15 protein-coding genes are annotated in these 16424 nt (G+C 65.6%); 9 read left to right on the top strand and 6 right to left on the bottom strand.

What is annotated here, in order from left to right; all coding sequences use genetic code 11:
- Positions 1–6: 6 nt before the first annotated feature.
- Both OVY29_RS10825 and OVY29_RS10820 read right to left on the bottom strand, forming a co-directional pair.
- Entirely contained in the window at positions 7–513 is a 507-nt protein-coding gene (locus tag OVY29_RS10825; RefSeq protein ID WP_313911345.1) for an aromatic-ring-hydroxylating dioxygenase subunit beta, read from the bottom strand.
- Positions 510–1772 carry an aromatic ring-hydroxylating oxygenase subunit alpha gene (locus OVY29_RS10820; protein ID WP_167921633.1) on the bottom strand — a complete coding sequence of 421 codons (1263 nt, stop codon included), beginning with the start codon at positions 1770–1772 and terminating at the stop codon, positions 510–512. Before OVY29_RS10820 ends, OVY29_RS10825 begins: the two co-directional genes overlap by 4 nt.
- A 110-nt stretch (positions 1773–1882) precedes the next feature.
- Here OVY29_RS10820 and OVY29_RS10815 point away from each other — a divergent pair, with 110 nt between their 5' ends.
- From OVY29_RS10815 to OVY29_RS10775, 9 genes are all read left to right on the top strand, one after another.
- On the top strand, positions 1883–2659 hold the full coding sequence (locus OVY29_RS10815; RefSeq protein WP_313911344.1) for a fumarylacetoacetate hydrolase family protein: 777 nt from the start codon (positions 1883–1885) through the stop codon (positions 2657–2659).
- Position 2660: 1 nt separating this feature from the next.
- Positions 2661–3605 (top strand): acetaldehyde dehydrogenase (acetylating), encoded by a 945-nt coding sequence (locus OVY29_RS10810; protein WP_313911343.1) that lies wholly within the window; start codon positions 2661–2663, stop codon positions 3603–3605.
- Complete coding sequence (gene dmpG, locus OVY29_RS10805) at positions 3602–4630, top strand: 4-hydroxy-2-oxovalerate aldolase (protein ID WP_313911342.1); 1029 nt, start codon at positions 3602–3604, stop codon at positions 4628–4630. The genes OVY29_RS10810 and dmpG overlap by 4 nt, the downstream gene beginning before the upstream one ends.
- Entirely contained in the window at positions 4627–5292 is a 666-nt protein-coding gene (locus OVY29_RS10800; protein ID WP_313911341.1) for a class II aldolase/adducin family protein, read from the top strand. The genes dmpG and OVY29_RS10800 overlap by 4 nt, the downstream gene beginning before the upstream one ends.
- A complete protein-coding gene (locus tag OVY29_RS10795; protein ID WP_313911340.1) occupies positions 5289–7181 on the top strand; it encodes an AMP-binding protein in 1893 nt (630 codons plus the stop codon). Before OVY29_RS10800 ends, OVY29_RS10795 begins: the two co-directional genes overlap by 4 nt.
- 134 nt (positions 7182–7315) lie before the next feature.
- Positions 7316–9607, top strand: coding sequence for a TonB-dependent receptor (locus OVY29_RS10790; RefSeq protein ID WP_313911339.1), 2292 nt, complete (start codon positions 7316–7318; stop codon positions 9605–9607).
- 181 nt (positions 9608–9788) lie between these two features.
- Complete coding sequence (locus OVY29_RS10785) at positions 9789–10577, top strand: enoyl-CoA hydratase/isomerase family protein (RefSeq protein WP_313911338.1); 789 nt, start codon at positions 9789–9791, stop codon at positions 10575–10577.
- A gap of 1 nt (position 10578) precedes the next feature.
- Positions 10579–12138, top strand: coding sequence for a class I adenylate-forming enzyme family protein (locus OVY29_RS10780; RefSeq protein WP_313911337.1), 1560 nt, complete (start codon positions 10579–10581; stop codon positions 12136–12138).
- Positions 12135–12893: an enoyl-CoA hydratase gene (locus OVY29_RS10775; RefSeq protein ID WP_313911336.1), complete on the top strand. Its 759-nt coding sequence runs from the start codon at positions 12135–12137 to the stop codon at positions 12891–12893. Before OVY29_RS10780 ends, OVY29_RS10775 begins: the two co-directional genes overlap by 4 nt.
- Positions 12894–12905: 12 nt before the next feature.
- Here OVY29_RS10775 and OVY29_RS10770 read toward each other — a convergent pair whose 3' ends face one another.
- The 4 genes from OVY29_RS10770 to OVY29_RS10755 are packed head-to-tail and all read right to left on the bottom strand — an operon-like array spanning position 12906 to position 16421.
- Positions 12906–13616: an SDR family oxidoreductase gene (locus tag OVY29_RS10770; protein WP_313911335.1), complete on the bottom strand. Its 711-nt coding sequence runs from the start codon at positions 13614–13616 to the stop codon at positions 12906–12908.
- Between the two features lie 14 nt (positions 13617–13630).
- Positions 13631–14626, bottom strand: a complete 996-nt coding sequence (locus tag OVY29_RS10765; RefSeq protein ID WP_313911334.1) for an NADP-dependent oxidoreductase — start codon at positions 14624–14626, stop codon at positions 13631–13633.
- Positions 14623–15570, bottom strand: coding sequence for a nitronate monooxygenase (locus tag OVY29_RS10760; protein WP_313911333.1), 948 nt, complete (start codon positions 15568–15570; stop codon positions 14623–14625). The genes OVY29_RS10765 and OVY29_RS10760 overlap by 4 nt, the downstream gene beginning before the upstream one ends.
- Complete coding sequence (locus OVY29_RS10755) at positions 15567–16421, bottom strand: MaoC/PaaZ C-terminal domain-containing protein (RefSeq protein ID WP_313911332.1); 855 nt, start codon at positions 16419–16421, stop codon at positions 15567–15569. The genes OVY29_RS10760 and OVY29_RS10755 overlap by 4 nt, the downstream gene beginning before the upstream one ends.
- Positions 16422–16424 lie beyond the last annotated feature (3 nt).

Here is a 16424-nt window from a genome sequence, read left to right as displayed (position 1 = left end):
GTCATCCTAGAGCAAGATGCTGATGCGGGCGTGCGGCCGGAGCGCGTCCGTATCGAGTACGCATTTCTTCTCGGCGATGCGCAGTGCGCTGTCGATCTCGACGAGCTTGTACGCATAATGACCGACAAAGATATCGGTGTTCCCATCCTTCGACCGCCAGACCGCGAAGGAGGCGGTCGCCTCGATCGTGTCGCCGTTCGCCGATGCCCGGACATTGCTGACGAGGTGGCGGGTCTTCGATCGCGGGAACTCGCTGTGAGCGCCTTTCTTCTCGAGACGCACGACGCGCTCATGAATGCGGGTCCGGTCGTCGAAAATGTAGAAAAGCGACTTGCTCGGGTCGGCGAAGTCGCCATCGACGTCGGTCGGGGGCACGAGATAACTCGCCTCATCGGCGAAGAGCGCTTCCCATTCGTTGAGCTGCCACCGGTCGAGCAGGTCGGCCTCGTGGAAGAGGAAGCTCTGCACGCGGTGCTGGAGGAGCATCGCGTCGATCTCGGCCTCGCGGGTCATGCGCCATGCTCCTGGATGCGGCGATCCCACTCGTTCCAGAAGCAGCGCATCTGGAGCTCGTCGTCATAGGCCGACCCGCCTTCGCGCAGCATGCCGCGCGAGATATCATTATATTGCGCCTCGCGTGCCGCCTGGTAGCCGGTCTGGCACTTCTCGATCGCCTCGACGTCGTCGGGGGTGGCAAAACCGCCGGGTCCGAGGAACTCGGTGAAGTTGAACAGGCGGAATTTGCGCAGCCACTCGGACTCCTCGGCAGGAGCGAGCGCCCAGGCATTGACCTCCATATAGTCGGGCGCGGTCGGCCAAAAGGTGCGCACCGTGATCGCCATCACGTCGTTGATGACGAGATTGGGGAAGATGATCATGTTGCGGCTCTGCTTCGCGATCCGCTCGGCGCGCTCCTGCCCGAGGCGCGCGGTCAGATCCTGCTGGATCGCCTCGATCTCGCGTTTGCCTTCCTCGCCCCAGAGCGGGATCCAGTTGGCGATCGGCCGCCCCCAGGGCGCGAAATACTCGATGACCGCGTGGCCGTTGCCGAGGTCGTGCCCGAACCCGGCGAGGCGCGTGTCGTGCGTCGAGCCGTTCGCGTTCTTGAGATATTCGAGATAGGTCGAGTGGGTGCTCGCGGCATGATAGCCGTCGACGCTGTTCTCGGCGAGCAGCTTCCAGTTGCCGCGGATTGAATATTCCTGCGTCCCGCCGACGATCGTCATGCCCTTTGACGATTGCTCGGAGACGAGCTTCAGATAGTCGCCGGCGCCTGCGAGATAGGTCGCGAGGTCTTCGCCGTCGGCAGCGAAGCTCACGAAGAAAAAGTCGCCGAAGCGGTCGAAGCGGGGCGCGTGGCTGAGCTGCTTGCCCGGGTCGTCCTTATAGTCGGCGGGATAGCCGGCATGCCCGGGCACGACCATCAGCCGACCTGTATTGGCGAACACCCAGCCATGATACATGCACTGGAAGGCGGGCGACGAGCCCTTGCGCTCGCGGCATACGACCGCGCCGCGATGCGGGCAGACGTTGATCAGCGCATGATATTGATCATCCTTGTCGCGGGTGAAGAGCATCGGGCGGCCGGCGACCTTGCGCGTCACGTAGTCGCCCGGGTTCGGAAGCTCGGACGCATGGCCGAGATAGAGCCAGCATTTATCGAAAATGGCGCGGCATTCGCGCTCGAACACGCCCGGATCGACAAAGGCGCGGCGCGGAACGCGGTAGATTCCGCGTGTTTCGTCGACAACCGGCCGCAGGCTCTGTTCCATTCCTCATCCCTTTCGAGCTCTTGGGCTCTTTACAAACCGTGCACTTGGTATGTAACATGAGTCGCAATTAGTCAATCGGTGAACAAACGCCGCAGACGGGAAGAGGGACGATGCCGAGCCATCACGACACCGCCGCGCGGCTGCGCGAAGCCTATGCAGGCGGCGCTGTCCCGCCGCTGCGCGATGCGCTCGATCCGGCCGACGCCGACGGCGCCTATGCGGTGCAGACGATCAACACGCGCTATTGGGAAGCGCAGGGGCGCCGCATCGTCGGCCGCAAGGCGGGACTGACCGCGGAGGCGGTGCAAGCACAGCTCGGCGTAGACCAGCCCGATTTCGGGGTGCTGTTCGACGATATGCGCATCGCCGACGGCGGCACGCTCGATCCCGCGAAGACGCTGCAGCCGAAAGCCGAAGCCGAGATTGCCTTCGTACTGGGTGCCGACCTGCCGGACCCGGCAACGACCGTGGAGCAGGTCGCCGCGGCCGTCGCGAGCGTGCATGCTGCGATCGAGATCGTCGACAGCCGCATCGCCGACTGGAAGATCAGCTTTGCCGATACGGTGGCGGACAATGGCTCCTCGGCTTTCTTCGTACTGGCTGATCAAGGATTGCCGCTCGCCGGGCTCGACCTTGAGGGCGCGGCGATGGAAATGGATGTCGGCGGCAAGACCGCCTCGACCGGGGTGGGCGCCGCGGCGCTCGGCAACCCGCTGAACGCCGCTGCGTGGCTGGCGCAGACATTGGCCGGGAGAGGCGAGCCGCTGAAAGCGGGCGATATATTGCTCGCCGGCGCGCTCGGGCCGATGGTCGCGCTCACGTCCGGTGATCATGTCGAAGCGCGCATTGCCGGGATCGGCAGCTGCAGCTTCACCTACCGGGCCTGATGTGATGGCGAAAACCAAGGTCGCCATCATCGGCTCGGGCAATATCGGCACCGACCTGATGATCAAGATCATGCGCCTGTCCGACGTTTTGGAGATGGGAGCCTTCGTCGGGATCGATCCCGAGAGCGACGGGCTGAAGCGCGCCGAGCGCCTGGGGGTACCGATCACCGCCGACGGGCTCGAAGGGCTGGTCGCAATGCCGGCTTTTGCGGATATCGAAATCGTGTTCGATGCGACCTCGGCGGGCGCGCACAAACGGCACAGCGAGCGGCTGATCGCCCATGGCAAGCGCGTTGTCGACCTGACCCCGGCGGCGATCGGTCCCTATGTGATTCCGCCGGTCAACGGCGATGCGCATCTTGCCGCGCCGAACGTCAATATGGTGACCTGCGGCGGGCAGGCGACGATCCCGATCGTCGCGGCGGTGAATCGCGTGGCGAAAGTCCATTATGGCGAGATCGTCGCCTCGATTGCCTCGAAAAGCGCGGGTCCGGGTACCCGGGCCAATATCGACGAATTTACCGAAACGACCAGCCAGGCAATCGTCGATGTCGGCGGCGCGACGCGCGGCAAGGCGATCATCGTCCTCAACCCCGCCGAGCCGCCGCTGATCATGCGCGATACCGTCTACTGCCTGTGCGACGATGGTGACCGCGCGGCGATCGCCGCGAGCATCGAGGCGATGGTGGCGGAGGTTCAGGCCTATGTCCCGGGCTATCGATTGAAGCAGGCGGTGCAGTTCGAGAGCATCGGCAGCAACGCGCCGCTGCGCATCCCCGAAATGGGCGGAAGCTTTACCGGCCTCAAGGTCAGCGTCTTCCTCGAGGTCGAGGGCGCGGCGCACTATCTGCCGGCTTATGCCGGCAATCTCGACATCATGACTTCGGCGGCCTTGCGTACCGCCGAGCGGATTGCGGCGCAGATGCATGCGGAGGCTGCGGCATGACCTTCGATCCCGCCACGACCAAGCTCTACATTCAGGACGTCACGCTGCGCGACGGCATGCACGCGATCCGCCACCAATATGGCCTCGACCATGTGAAGGCGATCGCGCGCGCCCTCGACCGCGCCAAGGTCGACGCGATCGAGGTCGCTCACGGCGACGGCTTGCAGGGCTCGAGCTTCAACTATGGTTTTGGCGCCCACACCGATTGGGAGTGGATCGGCGCGGTGGCCGAGGTGCTCGAACATAGCGTGCTGACGACCTTGCTGTTGCCCGGCATCGGCACCGTTCACGATCTGAAGCGCGCTTATGATCTGGGCGTCCGCTCGGTGCGGATCGCGACCCATTGCACCGAGGCCGATGTGTCGAAGCAGCATATCGAGGCAGCGCGGACCCTCGGCATGGACGTCTCGGGCTTCCTGATGATGAGCCATATGTCCGAGCCCGACGCGCTCGCGAGCCAAGCGCTCCTCATGGAAAGCTACGGCGCGCACTGCGTCTATGTCACCGACAGCGGCGGCGCGATGACGATGGCCCAATATGCCGCGCGGCTCGCGGCCTATGACCGGGTACTCAGGCCCGAGACGCAGCGCGGCGTCCACGCGCACCACAATCTTTCGCTCGGCGTCGCCAACAGTATCGTCGCGGTGCAAGGCGGCGCGGTCCGCGTCGACGCGTCGCTCGCGGGCATGGGGGCAGGCGCGGGCAATGCGCCGCTCGAAGTCTTCATCGCCGCCGCCGACGTCCATGGCTGGAACCATGGCTGCGATCTTTATGCGCTGATGGACGCCGCCGAGGATCTCGTCCGCCCGCTGCAGGATCGGCCGGTCCGCGTCGACCGCGAGACGCTGACGCTTGGTTATGCGGGGGTCTATTCGTCGTTTCTACGCCATGCGGAAAAGGCGGCTGCCGACCACGGCCTCGATACCCGCGCGATCCTTGTCGAACTCGGCCGCCGCAAGATGGTCGGGGGGCAGGAAGACATGATCGTCGATGTCGCACTCGACATGGTCCGGACCAGCAAATGACGGTACCGGCCGGCCTCGACGCGCAGGTCCGGCTCGCTGCCCGGGCGCTCGCTTCGGCTGGGCTCGTCCATGCTTTCGGTCATTGCAGCGCTCGCGTCGACGAGGGCAGCTTTCTCGTCTGCGCGCCGCTCCCGATGGGGCGTATCACGGACGAGCCGGGTACGGTCGTGCCGCTCGATGGGCCGCTGCCCGACGGCGTTCTCGGCGAGGTGCGCATCCACCGGGAAATCTATCGGCGTCGCCCCGAGGTGGGTGGTGTTTGCCGGATCATGCCGCCCGCGCTGATGGCGCTCTCGGTGGCGGGCCTTGTTCCCGTCCCGCGTCACGGCATCGGCGCCTATTTCGGACGGCTCCCGCTCTGGAACGATCCGCGACTGCTGCGCGACGACGCGGCGGCGGCAGCGCTCGCGGACAGGCTTGGGGATGCGCCCGCGCTCGTCATGCGCGGCAATGGCGCGGTCGTCGCCGGCGCAGACCTGCCGCAGGCGGTGACCCTCGGCTGGTTCCTCGAGGATGCGGCGCGTGTCGAGCAGTCGGTCCGCAGCATGGGTCTCGACGAAGAGGTGGCACGGCTTTCGCCCGAGGAGATCGACGCGCGGCAAATCTGGTCGGGCGGCGTCGTCGAGCGGATGTGGCACCATCTGACAGGAGAGGCGCTGTGACCTACGCGTCGGTCTATGCCGCGAGCATCGGCGATCCTGCGGCTTTCTGGATGGAAGCGGCAAAGGCGATAGACTGGGAGCAGGCGCCGACACGGGCAGCGGACGCGCAGGACGACGGCATCTGGACCTGGTTCCCCGACGGGCGCCTCAACACCTGTCATAATGCGGTAGACCGGCATGTCGCGGCGGGCCGCGGCGACCGGATCGCGCTCATTCACGATAGCGCGATGACGGGTAAGGTTACGCGGTACAGCTACGCCGACCTTCAGCGCGAGGTCGCTCGCGTCGCGGGAATGATCGCGGCCGAGGGCGTCGCGCCCGGCGATCGCGTCATCATCTATATGCCGATGGTGCCCGAGGCGGTGTTCGCGATGCTGGCCTGCGCGCGCATCGGCGCGGTTCACTCGGTGGTGTTCGGCGGCTTCGCCTCGAACGAGCTCGCCAAGCGCATCGACGACGCCCAGCCTCGCCTCGTGCTCACCGCATCGTGCGGGCTCGAGCCTGGCCGGATCGTCGCTTACAAGCCGCTGCTCGACGCGGCGATCGATCTCGCCGCGCACAAGGTGCCGCGCACGATCGTCCTTCAACGCCCCGAGCTTGCCGCCTCGCTTGTCGCGGGGCGCGATCTCGACTGGGCGGACGCGGTGGCAGGCGCCGAACCGGCGGGCTGCGTTGCGGTGCCCTCCGATCATCCGCTCTATATTCTCTATACTTCGGGAACGACCGGCATCGCCAAGGGCGTCGTCCACGACAATGGCGGACATGCGGTCGCCATGGCGTGGTCGGTTCCCAATATTTACGGCGTCGGCCGCGACGAGACCTTTTGGGCGGGCTCCGACATCGGCTGGGCCGTCGGCCACAGCTATATCGTCTATGGCCCGCTCATCCACGGCTGCACCAGCGTGATGTATGAGGGCAAACCCGTTGGAACACCCGATGCGGGTGCCTTCTGGCGTGTGATCCGCGACCATGACGTCGATGTTTTCTTCACCGCCCCGACCGCGATCCGTGCGGTGAAGCGCGACGATCCCGAAGGGCGGTTGCTGACCGAGAAGGGAACCGGCCGCTTGCGCGCGCTCTTCCTCGCGGGCGAACGCGCCGACCCCGATACGCTCGGCTGGGCCGAGGCGATGCTCGGCGTGCCTGTCATCGACCATTGGTGGCAAACCGAGCTCGGCTGGCCCGCGCTTGGAACCTGTATCGGCCTCGGCGACACGCGCACGCGCCATGGAAGCGCGGGCCATCCCATTCCAGGCTATGGTTTCGAAATCCTCGATGCCGAGGACAACTGCCTCCCGACGGGCGAGGTCGGCGACATCGTCCTCAGGCTGCCGCTCCCGCCCGGCTGCTTTCCGACGCTCTGGCAGCGCCATGCCCATTTCCAGGACGCCTATCTCAGCCAGCATCGGGGCTATTATACGACCGGCGATGCGGGACTGGTCGACGAAGACGGCTTCGTCCACGTCATGAGCCGGATCGACGATATCATCAATGTCGCGGGCCACCGCCTCTCGACCGGCTCGATCGAGCAGATTGTCGCCGCGCATCCCGCGGTTGCCGAATGCGCGGTGATCGGGGCCAACGACGCCATCAAGGGAATGGTTCCCCTTGGCTTCGTCGTCCTCAAGGCCGGCGTGAAGGCGGCCGACGCGCTGGTCGCGCGCGAAGTGGTGGCGCGGGTTCGCGACGAGCTTGGCCCCGTGGCGGCGTTCAAATCGGTCCATGTCGTGAAGGCGCTGCCCAAGACGCGCTCGGGCAAGACGCTGCGTGCAACGATCCGTGCAATTGCCAATGGCGAGACCGTCGCCGTGCCCGCCACGATCGAGGATCCGGCCGCCCTCGACCACATTTACCAATCGGTCGCCAAAACTTCCATGTTGGAAGGATAACCTTGACTCAGAAAATATAAACTGGTTTACATAGATTCGATAATCAATGCCGACAGCAACAGACTGCGGCCAACTTGGGAGGGTTGATCATGAAGGCGACTGCACTCAGAATCCTTTTGTCCGGAGCGGCCCTGATGGCGCCGCTGCACGCCGCCATGGCACAGGATGCCGCGGCGCCCGAAGCGCCTGCCGCACAGGAAGATGCCTACTCCGGCGAGATCCTGGTCACGGCCCAGCGCCGCGAGGAACGGGTTCAGGATATCCCGGTCGCGATTACCGCATTTGGCGGCCAGCAGGTAGAAAAGCTCGGAATTCTCAGCCTTGAGAACATCGCCCCGCGCGTTCCGTCTTTCTATTTTGGGTCTTTCGGCGCGGCACGGCCGCAGCTTTATATTCGCGGCATCGGTACGCGCTCCTTCGATCCCGGCTCGGAAAGCTCGGTCGGCGTGTTCATCGACGACGTCTATGCCGGCCGCGCTTCGGGGTCGTTCGGCTCGCTTCGCGATATCGAACGCATCGAGGTCCTGCGCGGTCCGCAGGGCACACTTTATGGCCGCAACACGATTGCGGGTGCAATAAACGTGATTACCAAAGGCCCGACGGATCACTTCACGGGCGAAGCCGAAGCGGGCATCAGCAACTTCGACGGCTACAGCCTGTTCGGCGCCGTGGGCGGCCCGATCGCGAGCGACAAGCTGATGTTCCGCGTCGCCGGCTGGAAGGCCGAGCGCGATGGCTATCAGACGAACCTCACGACCGGGAACAAGTTCCAGGGCATCGACAATTGGGGCGGCCGCGCCCGCCTGAAGTTCGCGCCGAGCGACGAGTTCACGATCGATCTCACCGCGGAACTGTCGCGCGACGGCGACAAGGCCGCCTTTGCAGGTTTCAACCGCGGCAGCGGTCCGGCGCGTTCGCTGGCCGGTGTCACGACCCCCGCCAATCCCTTTGCCGTCTTCCTCGGACGGGCAGGGCGAACGCCGATCGCCTACACCGGCGGCAATGAGGGCTATTGGTCGTTCGATCCCTATCTCGATCGCAAGACCGAAAGCTATATCGGACGCGTGGAATATGACGCGGGCTTTGCGACGATCACCTCGATCAGCGCGCTCAAGAAGCTCCGCATCTCCGACGGCCGCGACCTCGAGGGTTCCTCGCTGGACGTGATCAACCAGCTCAGCAACGAGCGCTCGAGGCAGTTCACACAGGAAATCCGCATCACGTCGGATCCGAGCGGACCGGCCTCGTTCGATGGCGCGCTCGACTGGATTATCGGCGCCTTCTACTATCGCGATCGCAGCTCGCGGCGCGACGAATTCCGTCTGGGCAACGATAGCGTCGTCGCGGGAATTCCGCTTCCCAGCCCGCCCAACCCGGCGGGGACTCCCGGCGGGCCGCAGGTCAGCACCGCGATCTCGGATTATGAGATCGACAGCTATGCCATCTTCGGACAGGCGACGATCCATCTCGGCGACAAGTTCGAGGTGACGCTCGGCGGCCGCTACACGCGCGACGAAAAGCGTGCGGTGCAACAGGGGCTCAATACCCGTCCCGGCGTGCCGCTCATCGCGGTGCCGTTCGCGGTCGACAACAGTGCAACCTATGAAAGCTTCGATCCGCGCGTCGTCGCGACCTACAAGTTCAGCCCCGACGCCAGCATCTATGCGAGCTTCTCGACCGGCTTCAAGAGCGGCGGCTTCCAATATGTGCCTTTCTCCGCGGCGCAGGCGAATGTCCTGTTCCAGCCCGAGGACATCACGACCTATGAAGTCGGCTTCAAGTCCGAGTGGCTCGATCGTCGCCTTCGCTTCAACGTCGCGGCCTTTCACTACGACTATAAGGACCTGCAGGTCTCGCGCATCGTCGACCTTGGCGGCGGTGCGGCGGCGAGCCTGATCAGCAATGCCGCAGCGTCGAAGATCTATGGCGCCGACGTCGAACTGCTGCTTCGTCCGAGCGACAATTTCGACCTCAGCGTGACCTATGGGTATCTCGACGCCAAATATGATTCCTACTTCACCAACGCGGCAGGCGTCCCGCCGACCGCGGCGACCGATTTCTCGGGCAGGGCGCTGGTGCGTGCGCCCAAGCACAGCATCAATGTCGGCGGCGAATGGCGCATTCCGATCGGCGACGACAGCGGCCTGACCTTGCGTGCCGACTATGCGATGCTCGCCAAATTCTATCACGAACCCGGCGAGGCCGATCCCATTTACGGCGGCGCTGTCAGCCTTTCGAAGGAACCGTCCTACGGCCTGCTCGACCTTCGAGCCGCCTATGAGATCGGCGACTTCCGGATCACCGCCTATGTGACCAACGTAACGAAGAAGGACTATCGCCGCACGGTTCTCGCGCTTGGTTCGACCCTAAGCGACTTTCCGGGCGAGCCTCGCATCTACGGCCTCAAGGTCGGTTATCGCTTCTGATCTCCTCCGGTCGCTCCGCCAGGGCTGGCGGGCGGCGGACTCGGGGACCGGAGGGTGTCGGCAACGCGGCATCTTCCGGTCCCCTTTTTGCGTATGACGATAACTTATTGTGGGCGCCCGCTTGACCGGGGAGCATGATCTAGTAAACATACTTACAAATAAGTGATCATGGGAGAGTGGCATGGCGTTCGAGCGCTTGACGCTTACAGTCGAAGACGGGCTGGCCCGTCTGGAATTCAACAATGCGGTGCGGGGCAACCCGATCGACGAGGTTTTTTGTGCGGAAACCTGCGAGGCTGCGACCCAGTTGTCGGTCGATCCGTCGGTGCGGTGCGTCCTCGTCACCGCGCTCGGCGACGCCTTCGGCTATGGGGGCGACATCACCAGCTTCGTCAACGATCTCGACTCCCTGCCCGCGAACATCAAACGCTGGACGACGACGCTCCACAGCGGGATAGCGCGGCTCCAGCGCATGGATGCGCCGATCGTCGCGGCGGTGCACGGCGTTTGTGCAGGCGGCATGTCGGCTTTCGTCGCCGGCGCCGACATCCTGATCGCGGCCGAGGATGCGAAGTTCGTCGCCGCCTATCCCGGGATCGGCTTCTCGTGCGACGCGGGATCGTCGATCATGTATGCGCGGCGGATGGGCGCTGCGCGCGCGCGCCGGTTCCTCCTGCTGAACGAAAGTCTCGGCGCCGAAGCCGCGCTCGCATGCGGCCTTGCCGACGAGGTCCATTCGAAGGATGCGTTTCGCGCGCGGGCCGAAGAGGTTGCCCGGCAACTGGCTGCGGGGCCGACCAAGGCGTTCGGAGAAATCCGCCGCCTCATGCTCTCGGTCTTCGATCAGCCGCTCGAAACGCAGCTCGAACTCGAAGCCCAGGCGCTCAGCCGGTCGTCGGGGACGCGCGATGCCGCAGGCGCGATCAAGGCGTTCACCGAGCGCCGCCGACCTGAATTCGGAGGGATGTGATATGTGGCTCTTTCCGGAAATCCGCAGTCTTGGCCAATATCCCGAATATTGGGCGCGCCATGACCCTTCGCGCGCGGCACTCCGCACGGCGGCGCGGGTCGTCGATTTCGCCGAGTTCGATCGCGCCTGTGCGCGTGTCGCCAACTATCTCTCGGACGGGATCGCGCGTCCGGGTGAGCTGGTCGGCTTCATGGGCAAGAACAGCTTCGACTTCTATTTCGCGCTCTTCGGCTGTGCGCGCACCCGCGCCGGCCTCGTCATCTTCAACTGGCGCCTCGCGCCCGCCGAGCTCGCCGCGCAGATCGCCGACAGCGAGGTCCGTCATGCGATCGTCGAACGCGAGCAGGCGGAGCTCTGGCAGGCGGCGTGCGCCCACCTCAGCACGCCCCCGCAGGCGATCTGGATCGATGAGCAGGAGACGCTGGAAAAGCGCGTCGCAGCCTGTTCGGAGAAGCCCGTCGCCAAGCGCCCGCACCTCGAAGACACCGCGTTCCAGCTCTACACCTCGGGAACGACGGGCAGTGCGAAGGGCGTGATGCTCTCGCACGGCGGCACCAACATGATGCGCCTCTCGGAGCATCTCGAGCCGACCTACAAGTGGCAGGCGGGCGACAGCTTCGTCAACGGCTTGCCCAACTTCCACCTCCTGCACATCGGCATCATGCTGCAATGCCTCTACAATGGCGTCGCGATTGATATCGTCCGGCAGTTCGACCCCGCCGCGATGCTGGCGACGATCGACCGGATGAAGCCGACGCTGCTGACGCTGACGCCGACGATGCTGCAGATGCTTCTCGATCATCCCGATGCGGCAAAGACCGATTTCTCCTCGATCCGGCTGACCCTTTATGCGGGCTCGCCGATCAGCCTCGGTCTCATCAAGCGCGCGATCGCGTCCATGCCCGGCGAGTTCATGCAATTTTACGGCTCGACCGAGGCGGGAGGGGCGACCTCGATCCTCCGTCCCGACGAGCATGACCTCGAGCATGAAGAAAAGCTCAAGAGCTGCGGCCGCCCGCTACCGCTGATCGAATTCCGCATCGTTGACGGCGAAGGTGCCGATGTCCCGGACGGCAAACCCGGCGAACTCCTGATCCGCCAGCCCTCGATCACGACCGGCTACTGGCGTCAGCCCGACCTCACCCAGCAGGTTCTCGAAAACGGTTGGTACCGCTCGGGCGACATCGCCCGGCGCGACGAGGAGGGGCTCTACTATATCGTCGACCGCGCCAAGGACATGATCGTCTCTGGCGGCGAAAATATCTATTCGGCCGAAATCGAAAATGTCCTCTCGACCCATCCCGCGGTCGCCGGCGTCGCCGTCATCGGCGTGCCCGACGCGCAGTGGGGGGAATGCGTCAAGGCGATCGTGATCGTGCGCGAGGGACATACGGCCGACGAAGCCTTGCTGGTCGAGCATTGCCGCGGGCTGCTGGCCGGCTACAAGGTGCCCAAGAGCGTCGATTTCGTCGAGGCTTTCCCGCTCGTCCCGTCGGGCAAGGTGTCCAAGAAGGACCTTCGGGCGCCCTATTGGGATGGGCAACAGCGCAGCGTCGCATGAGCGGCGATCCGCTGCTCGTCGAACGCCACGGTGCCGTGGCGCTGCTTACCTTCAACCGCCCCGACAAGCTCAACGCGCTCACGTCGGCGCTCCGCCGCGCCTTTCTTGCCGCCCTTTCGGACCTCGCGGACGACGACGGGGTGCGCGCGGTGGTCTTGACGGGCGCAGGGCGCGCCTTTTCGGCGGGCCTCGACCTCGGCGAGATCGCCGCGTCGGGGGCCAGCGTCGAAGCCAATGTCGGCGCCGAGAATATGGTCGATGCAATCTCCGCCTTCTCGAAACCGATCATCGGCGCGATCAACGGTATCGCGGTGACAGGGGGCTTCGAGATCGCCCTGGCGCTCGACATCCTGCTCGTCGCCGAGGAAGCCTCCTTCATCGACAGCCATCTGCGTGTCGGGATCACACCGGGATGGGGTCTGTCGCAGCGACTGGCACGGGCCGTCGGGCTGTCTCGCGCCAACGAGCTGTCGCTTTCGGCGCGCCCGCTCGGCGCGGAAGAAGCTGTCGCCTGGGGACTTGCCAACCACGTCTATCCACCCGCCGACCTGGTGCCCGCTGCGCTTTCCCTCGCGCAGCAGATCGCCTCGCACGAACCTGGCGGCGTCCGGGCCATGAAGGCGCTGATCCGGTCCGGGTTCGAGGCGACGCTCGAGGCGGGCCTCCGCATGGAAGATACCGCGGCGCGCGTAGCCAATCTCGCTGTCGCGCCCGAGGCCGTCGCGGCGGGCTTTACGCGGGCCCGCGCGCAGTAGAGCGCGGGCGGATCAGGAAAGTAGACGGCCGCCGTCGACCACGGCGACCTGGCCGGTCGTGAAGCCGGCGCGCATGAAATAAAGATAGGCCTCGGCCGCCTCGACCGGAAAACCCATGCGGGGGAGCGGCTGGGATTTCGTCATCGCGCCGCGCGCATCCTCGGGGACCTTCGCCCACATCTCCGTTGCGATCAGACCCGGCGTTACCGCATTGACCCGCACGGGGGCCAGGTCGACGGCAAGCCCGCGCGTGAGATGTTCGACCGCGCCGGCAATCGCGGTCGACATCGTCGAACCCTTTGTCGGCCGGTGGGCGTAAAGTCCTGCGGTGAGCGTGATCGAGGCCTCGGGCGACAGTTTCGGAAGCGCGTGCTTCACCGCGAGCAACGGACCCCAGAAACGGGTTCCCATGGCGGTCTGCGCGGCGGAAATGTCGAAGTCGGGACCGATCGCGAGCCCGCGCGGCAAGCGGTCGCCGGCACTATGCACGAGATGGTCGATGTCTTCGAGCCCGGCGAAGAAGGCGGCAAGACTCGCCTCGTCCGTCGTGTCGACGACGCCGCCGCTCGCCTGAAGCCCGAGCCGCGCGAGCGCATCTTCGATCCTTGCGGCGCTCGACGAACCGATATGGACCTTGGCGCCCGCGGCCAGCGCGGACTCGGCGACGGCAAAGCCGATGCCCGAGCTTCCGCCGATGATGACGATGTGACGGCCTTCGAGCATGTCGTGCCTTTCCTTCAGAGCAGGATGATCCTCTTGCCCTTGTTTTCGCCGCGATACAGTCCGGCGAGCGCGTCGGGGCACGCCTCGATACCCGAGAGGATATCTTCTTCATAGGCGAGCTGGCCGGTGCGCACCCATTCGGCAAGCTGCGCGACGCTCGCTTCATAGCGGTCCATATGATCGAAGATGACAAAGCCTTCCATGCGCGCGCGCTTGACGAGCAGGTGCCGTTCGACGCGCGGACCTTCGGGCCAGGGGTCCCAGCGATCGATGGCAGCCGTGCCGCAAACGACGACGCGGGCGCGGAGCGCCAGATGCGCCAGCACCGCGTCGCTGATTGCGCCCGCGGTATTGTCGAAATAGATATCGATGTCCTCGGGGCAGGTGCGGGCAAGCGCAGCGCGAAGGTCGCCCGCCTTATAGTCGATAGCGGCATCATAGCCGAAACGCTCGAGACAGAGCTTCACCTTGTCGGGACCGCCCGCAATGCCGACGGTGCGGCAACCGAGGAGCTTGCCGATCTGTCCGACCGCCGACCCGACTGCTCCGGCTGCGGTCGAGACGAGCAATGTCTCATCGGGCTGCGGCTTGCCGATGCCGGTGAGCGCGAGGTGCGCGGTCACGCCGTTGATCCCCAATATGCCGAGGCTTAGCGACAGCGGAAGATCGGTCTCGGCGATCTTGCGAACGACGGCGCTCGCGGGCGCGACCGCCTCTTCCTGCCAGCCGAACCAGCCGGTGACCGCGTCGCCAACCGCATAGCCGGGGTGACGCGTTTCGGTGACCATGCCTGCAGTGAGAGCACGCATCACCGAGCCGATGGCCACCGGTTCGGCATAATTGCCCTTATCGGCGATCCAGCCGCGCATCGCGGGCTCCACCGACAGGAAGTGATTGCGGACCCGGATCTCACCCTCGCCGAGCTTCTGGTGCGGCGCCTCGACGATCTCGAAATTCTTCGCTTGCGCGATACCTTCGGGGCGGCAGACGAGGAGGCATTGGCGGTTCATTGGGCAAGTCCCATGCTGCGGCGCGCAGCGGAATAATCGTCGGCGAGCCAGTCGAGCCATTCGCCCGCAGGTCCGGCCGACTTGATCGCGCCGATCCCTTGCCCCGCGCTCCAGATATCGCGCCACGCCTTGCTGTTCGCGCCGCCATTGTTGATGTTGATCGCCCCGCCACTTGTCGCGGGCACGAGATTGTCGGGGTCGAGGCCGTTTTCGACGAGCGAAGGCTTGAGGAAACTCGCCTTCACGCCGGTGAAGCAGCTCGTGACGAGCACATCCTTCGCGCTGCCTTCGACGAGCATGGTTTTGAATTCAGGCTGGGTGTTGGCTTCGCTCGAGGCGAGGAAGGGGGACCCGATATAGGCGAGGTCGGCGCCCATCGCTTCGGCGGCAAGGACGCCGCGGCCGTTCGCGATACAGCCGGCGAGCAGGAGCAGCCCGTCCCACCATTCGCGGATTTCGCCGACGAGCGCGAAGGGCGACTGGTCGCCGGTGTGTCCGCCGGCGCCGGCGGCCACCGCAATGATCCCGTCGACCCCCATCTCGGCGCATTTCTGAGCGTGGCGGTTGCGGATCACGTCCTGGAAGACGAGGCTGCCGTTGGCCTGGAGCTCGCGCACGAGCCCCGGGTCGGCGGCGAGTGCCAGCACGACGATCGGCACCTTGTGCTTCAGGACCACATCGAGATCGGGGGCGAGACGTTCGTTGCTCTTGTGGGCGACGAGATTGACGCACCAGGGCTGCCTACCGACGCTTGACGCGATGCGCGCCAGGTCCTTGTCGAGCGCTTCGGTGCTGCGTGGATTGAGCGCGGGCATGGCACCGATAATCCCCGCATTGCACTGCGCGATGACGAGATCGGCCGTCGAGGCGATGAACATCGGTCCCGCCATGACCGGGAGGCGGAGACCGGCCTTGAGGCGGGCGGCCAGTGTGGGGTCTGTCATTCGCCGCTCCTCCAGGCGATCCGTCCCTCGTCGAGGACGAGCCGGCCCTCCACATGCGCGCGGAAGGCGGCGCCGTCGGCGTCGAGCCAGATGCTGAACGTGAGCGTGTCGCCGGGCAGGACGATGCCCGAAAAGCGGCAGGAGAGGGCGCGCAAGTCGGCGGGATTTCGGTCGAGGGCGCGCGAGACGGCGGCGCCGGCGACGGCGTAGCTGCCGAGACCGTGCATGATCGGGCGCTCGAAGCCCGCGGATTTCGCGAAGGCCGGGTCGATATGGAGCGGGTTCCAGTCGCCCGAGAGGCGGTAGATGAGTGCGGCGCGGGGCGAGAGACGGGCGCTGGCCTCCGCGTCCGGTGCGGTATCTGGAATGACAGATGTCGTGGGTGGCGGCGGCGAACCGCCGAAGCCGCCGTTGCCGCGCAGCAGCAGCGTCTGGCGGAGCGTGCAATAAAGGCCGCCATCCGCCGCATCGGCGATCTGGCGCTCGAGCTCGAGCACCGCTCCGCGGCCCTCGCCGCGGTCGGCGAGCCCGACGACGCGAGCGGTACCGACGACCTCTGCCGACGCGGGCAGCAGCGCGTGAAATTCGGCCGACTGCGCGCTGTGGACGAGGCGGCGGAAATCAACGCCGAAAGCCGCGTCGCGGATCCACATGCCGGGCGAGCAGAGGGTGACCGCGAAGGTGGGCAGGACCGACAGCCGCGTCTCGTCGAGAAAGGCGAGGTCGCCCTCGTCGAGCGGGTCGCCGCCGAGCCCGACGCCGAGCGCGTAGAGGATGGCGTCGCGCGCGGTGTAGCTTTGCCGCGCTTCGCCGAAATCATGGGCGAGAATGCGGTCCGGCCGAAACGTCATGGC

The sequence above is a fragment of the Sphingopyxis sp. SE2 genome (genome assembly GCF_032227185.1).
Taxonomy (GTDB): domain Bacteria; phylum Pseudomonadota; class Alphaproteobacteria; order Sphingomonadales; family Sphingomonadaceae; genus Sphingopyxis.
Note: the sequence above shows the minus strand (reverse complement) of the source record. Positions and strands in the feature narration are given on the sequence as shown.

Coding starts and splice junctions, on each gene's coding strand:
- OVY29_RS10825 (WP_313911345.1), bottom strand. CDS start 513: ATGACCCGCGAGGCCGAGATCGACGCGATGCTCCTCCAGCACCGCGTG.
- OVY29_RS10820 (WP_167921633.1), bottom strand. CDS start 1,772: ATGGAACAGAGCCTGCGGCCGGTTGTCGACGAAACACGCGGAATCTAC.
- OVY29_RS10815 (WP_313911344.1), top strand. CDS start 1,883: ATGCCGAGCCATCACGACACCGCCGCGCGGCTGCGCGAAGCCTATGCA.
- dmpG (WP_313911342.1), top strand. CDS start 3,602: ATGACCTTCGATCCCGCCACGACCAAGCTCTACATTCAGGACGTCACG.
- OVY29_RS10800 (WP_313911341.1), top strand. CDS start 4,627: ATGACGGTACCGGCCGGCCTCGACGCGCAGGTCCGGCTCGCTGCCCGG.
- OVY29_RS10790 (WP_313911339.1), top strand. CDS start 7,316: ATGGCGCCGCTGCACGCCGCCATGGCACAGGATGCCGCGGCGCCCGAA.
- OVY29_RS10785 (WP_313911338.1), top strand. CDS start 9,789: ATGGCGTTCGAGCGCTTGACGCTTACAGTCGAAGACGGGCTGGCCCGT.
- OVY29_RS10780 (WP_313911337.1), top strand. CDS start 10,579: ATGTGGCTCTTTCCGGAAATCCGCAGTCTTGGCCAATATCCCGAATAT.
- OVY29_RS10775 (WP_313911336.1), top strand. CDS start 12,135: ATGAGCGGCGATCCGCTGCTCGTCGAACGCCACGGTGCCGTGGCGCTG.
- OVY29_RS10770 (WP_313911335.1), bottom strand. CDS start 13,616: ATGCTCGAAGGCCGTCACATCGTCATCATCGGCGGAAGCTCGGGCATC.
- OVY29_RS10765 (WP_313911334.1), bottom strand. CDS start 14,626: ATGAACCGCCAATGCCTCCTCGTCTGCCGCCCCGAAGGTATCGCGCAA.
- OVY29_RS10760 (WP_313911333.1), bottom strand. CDS start 15,570: ATGACAGACCCCACACTGGCCGCCCGCCTCAAGGCCGGTCTCCGCCTC.
- OVY29_RS10755 (WP_313911332.1), bottom strand. CDS start 16,421: ATGACGTTTCGGCCGGACCGCATTCTCGCCCATGATTTCGGCGAAGCG.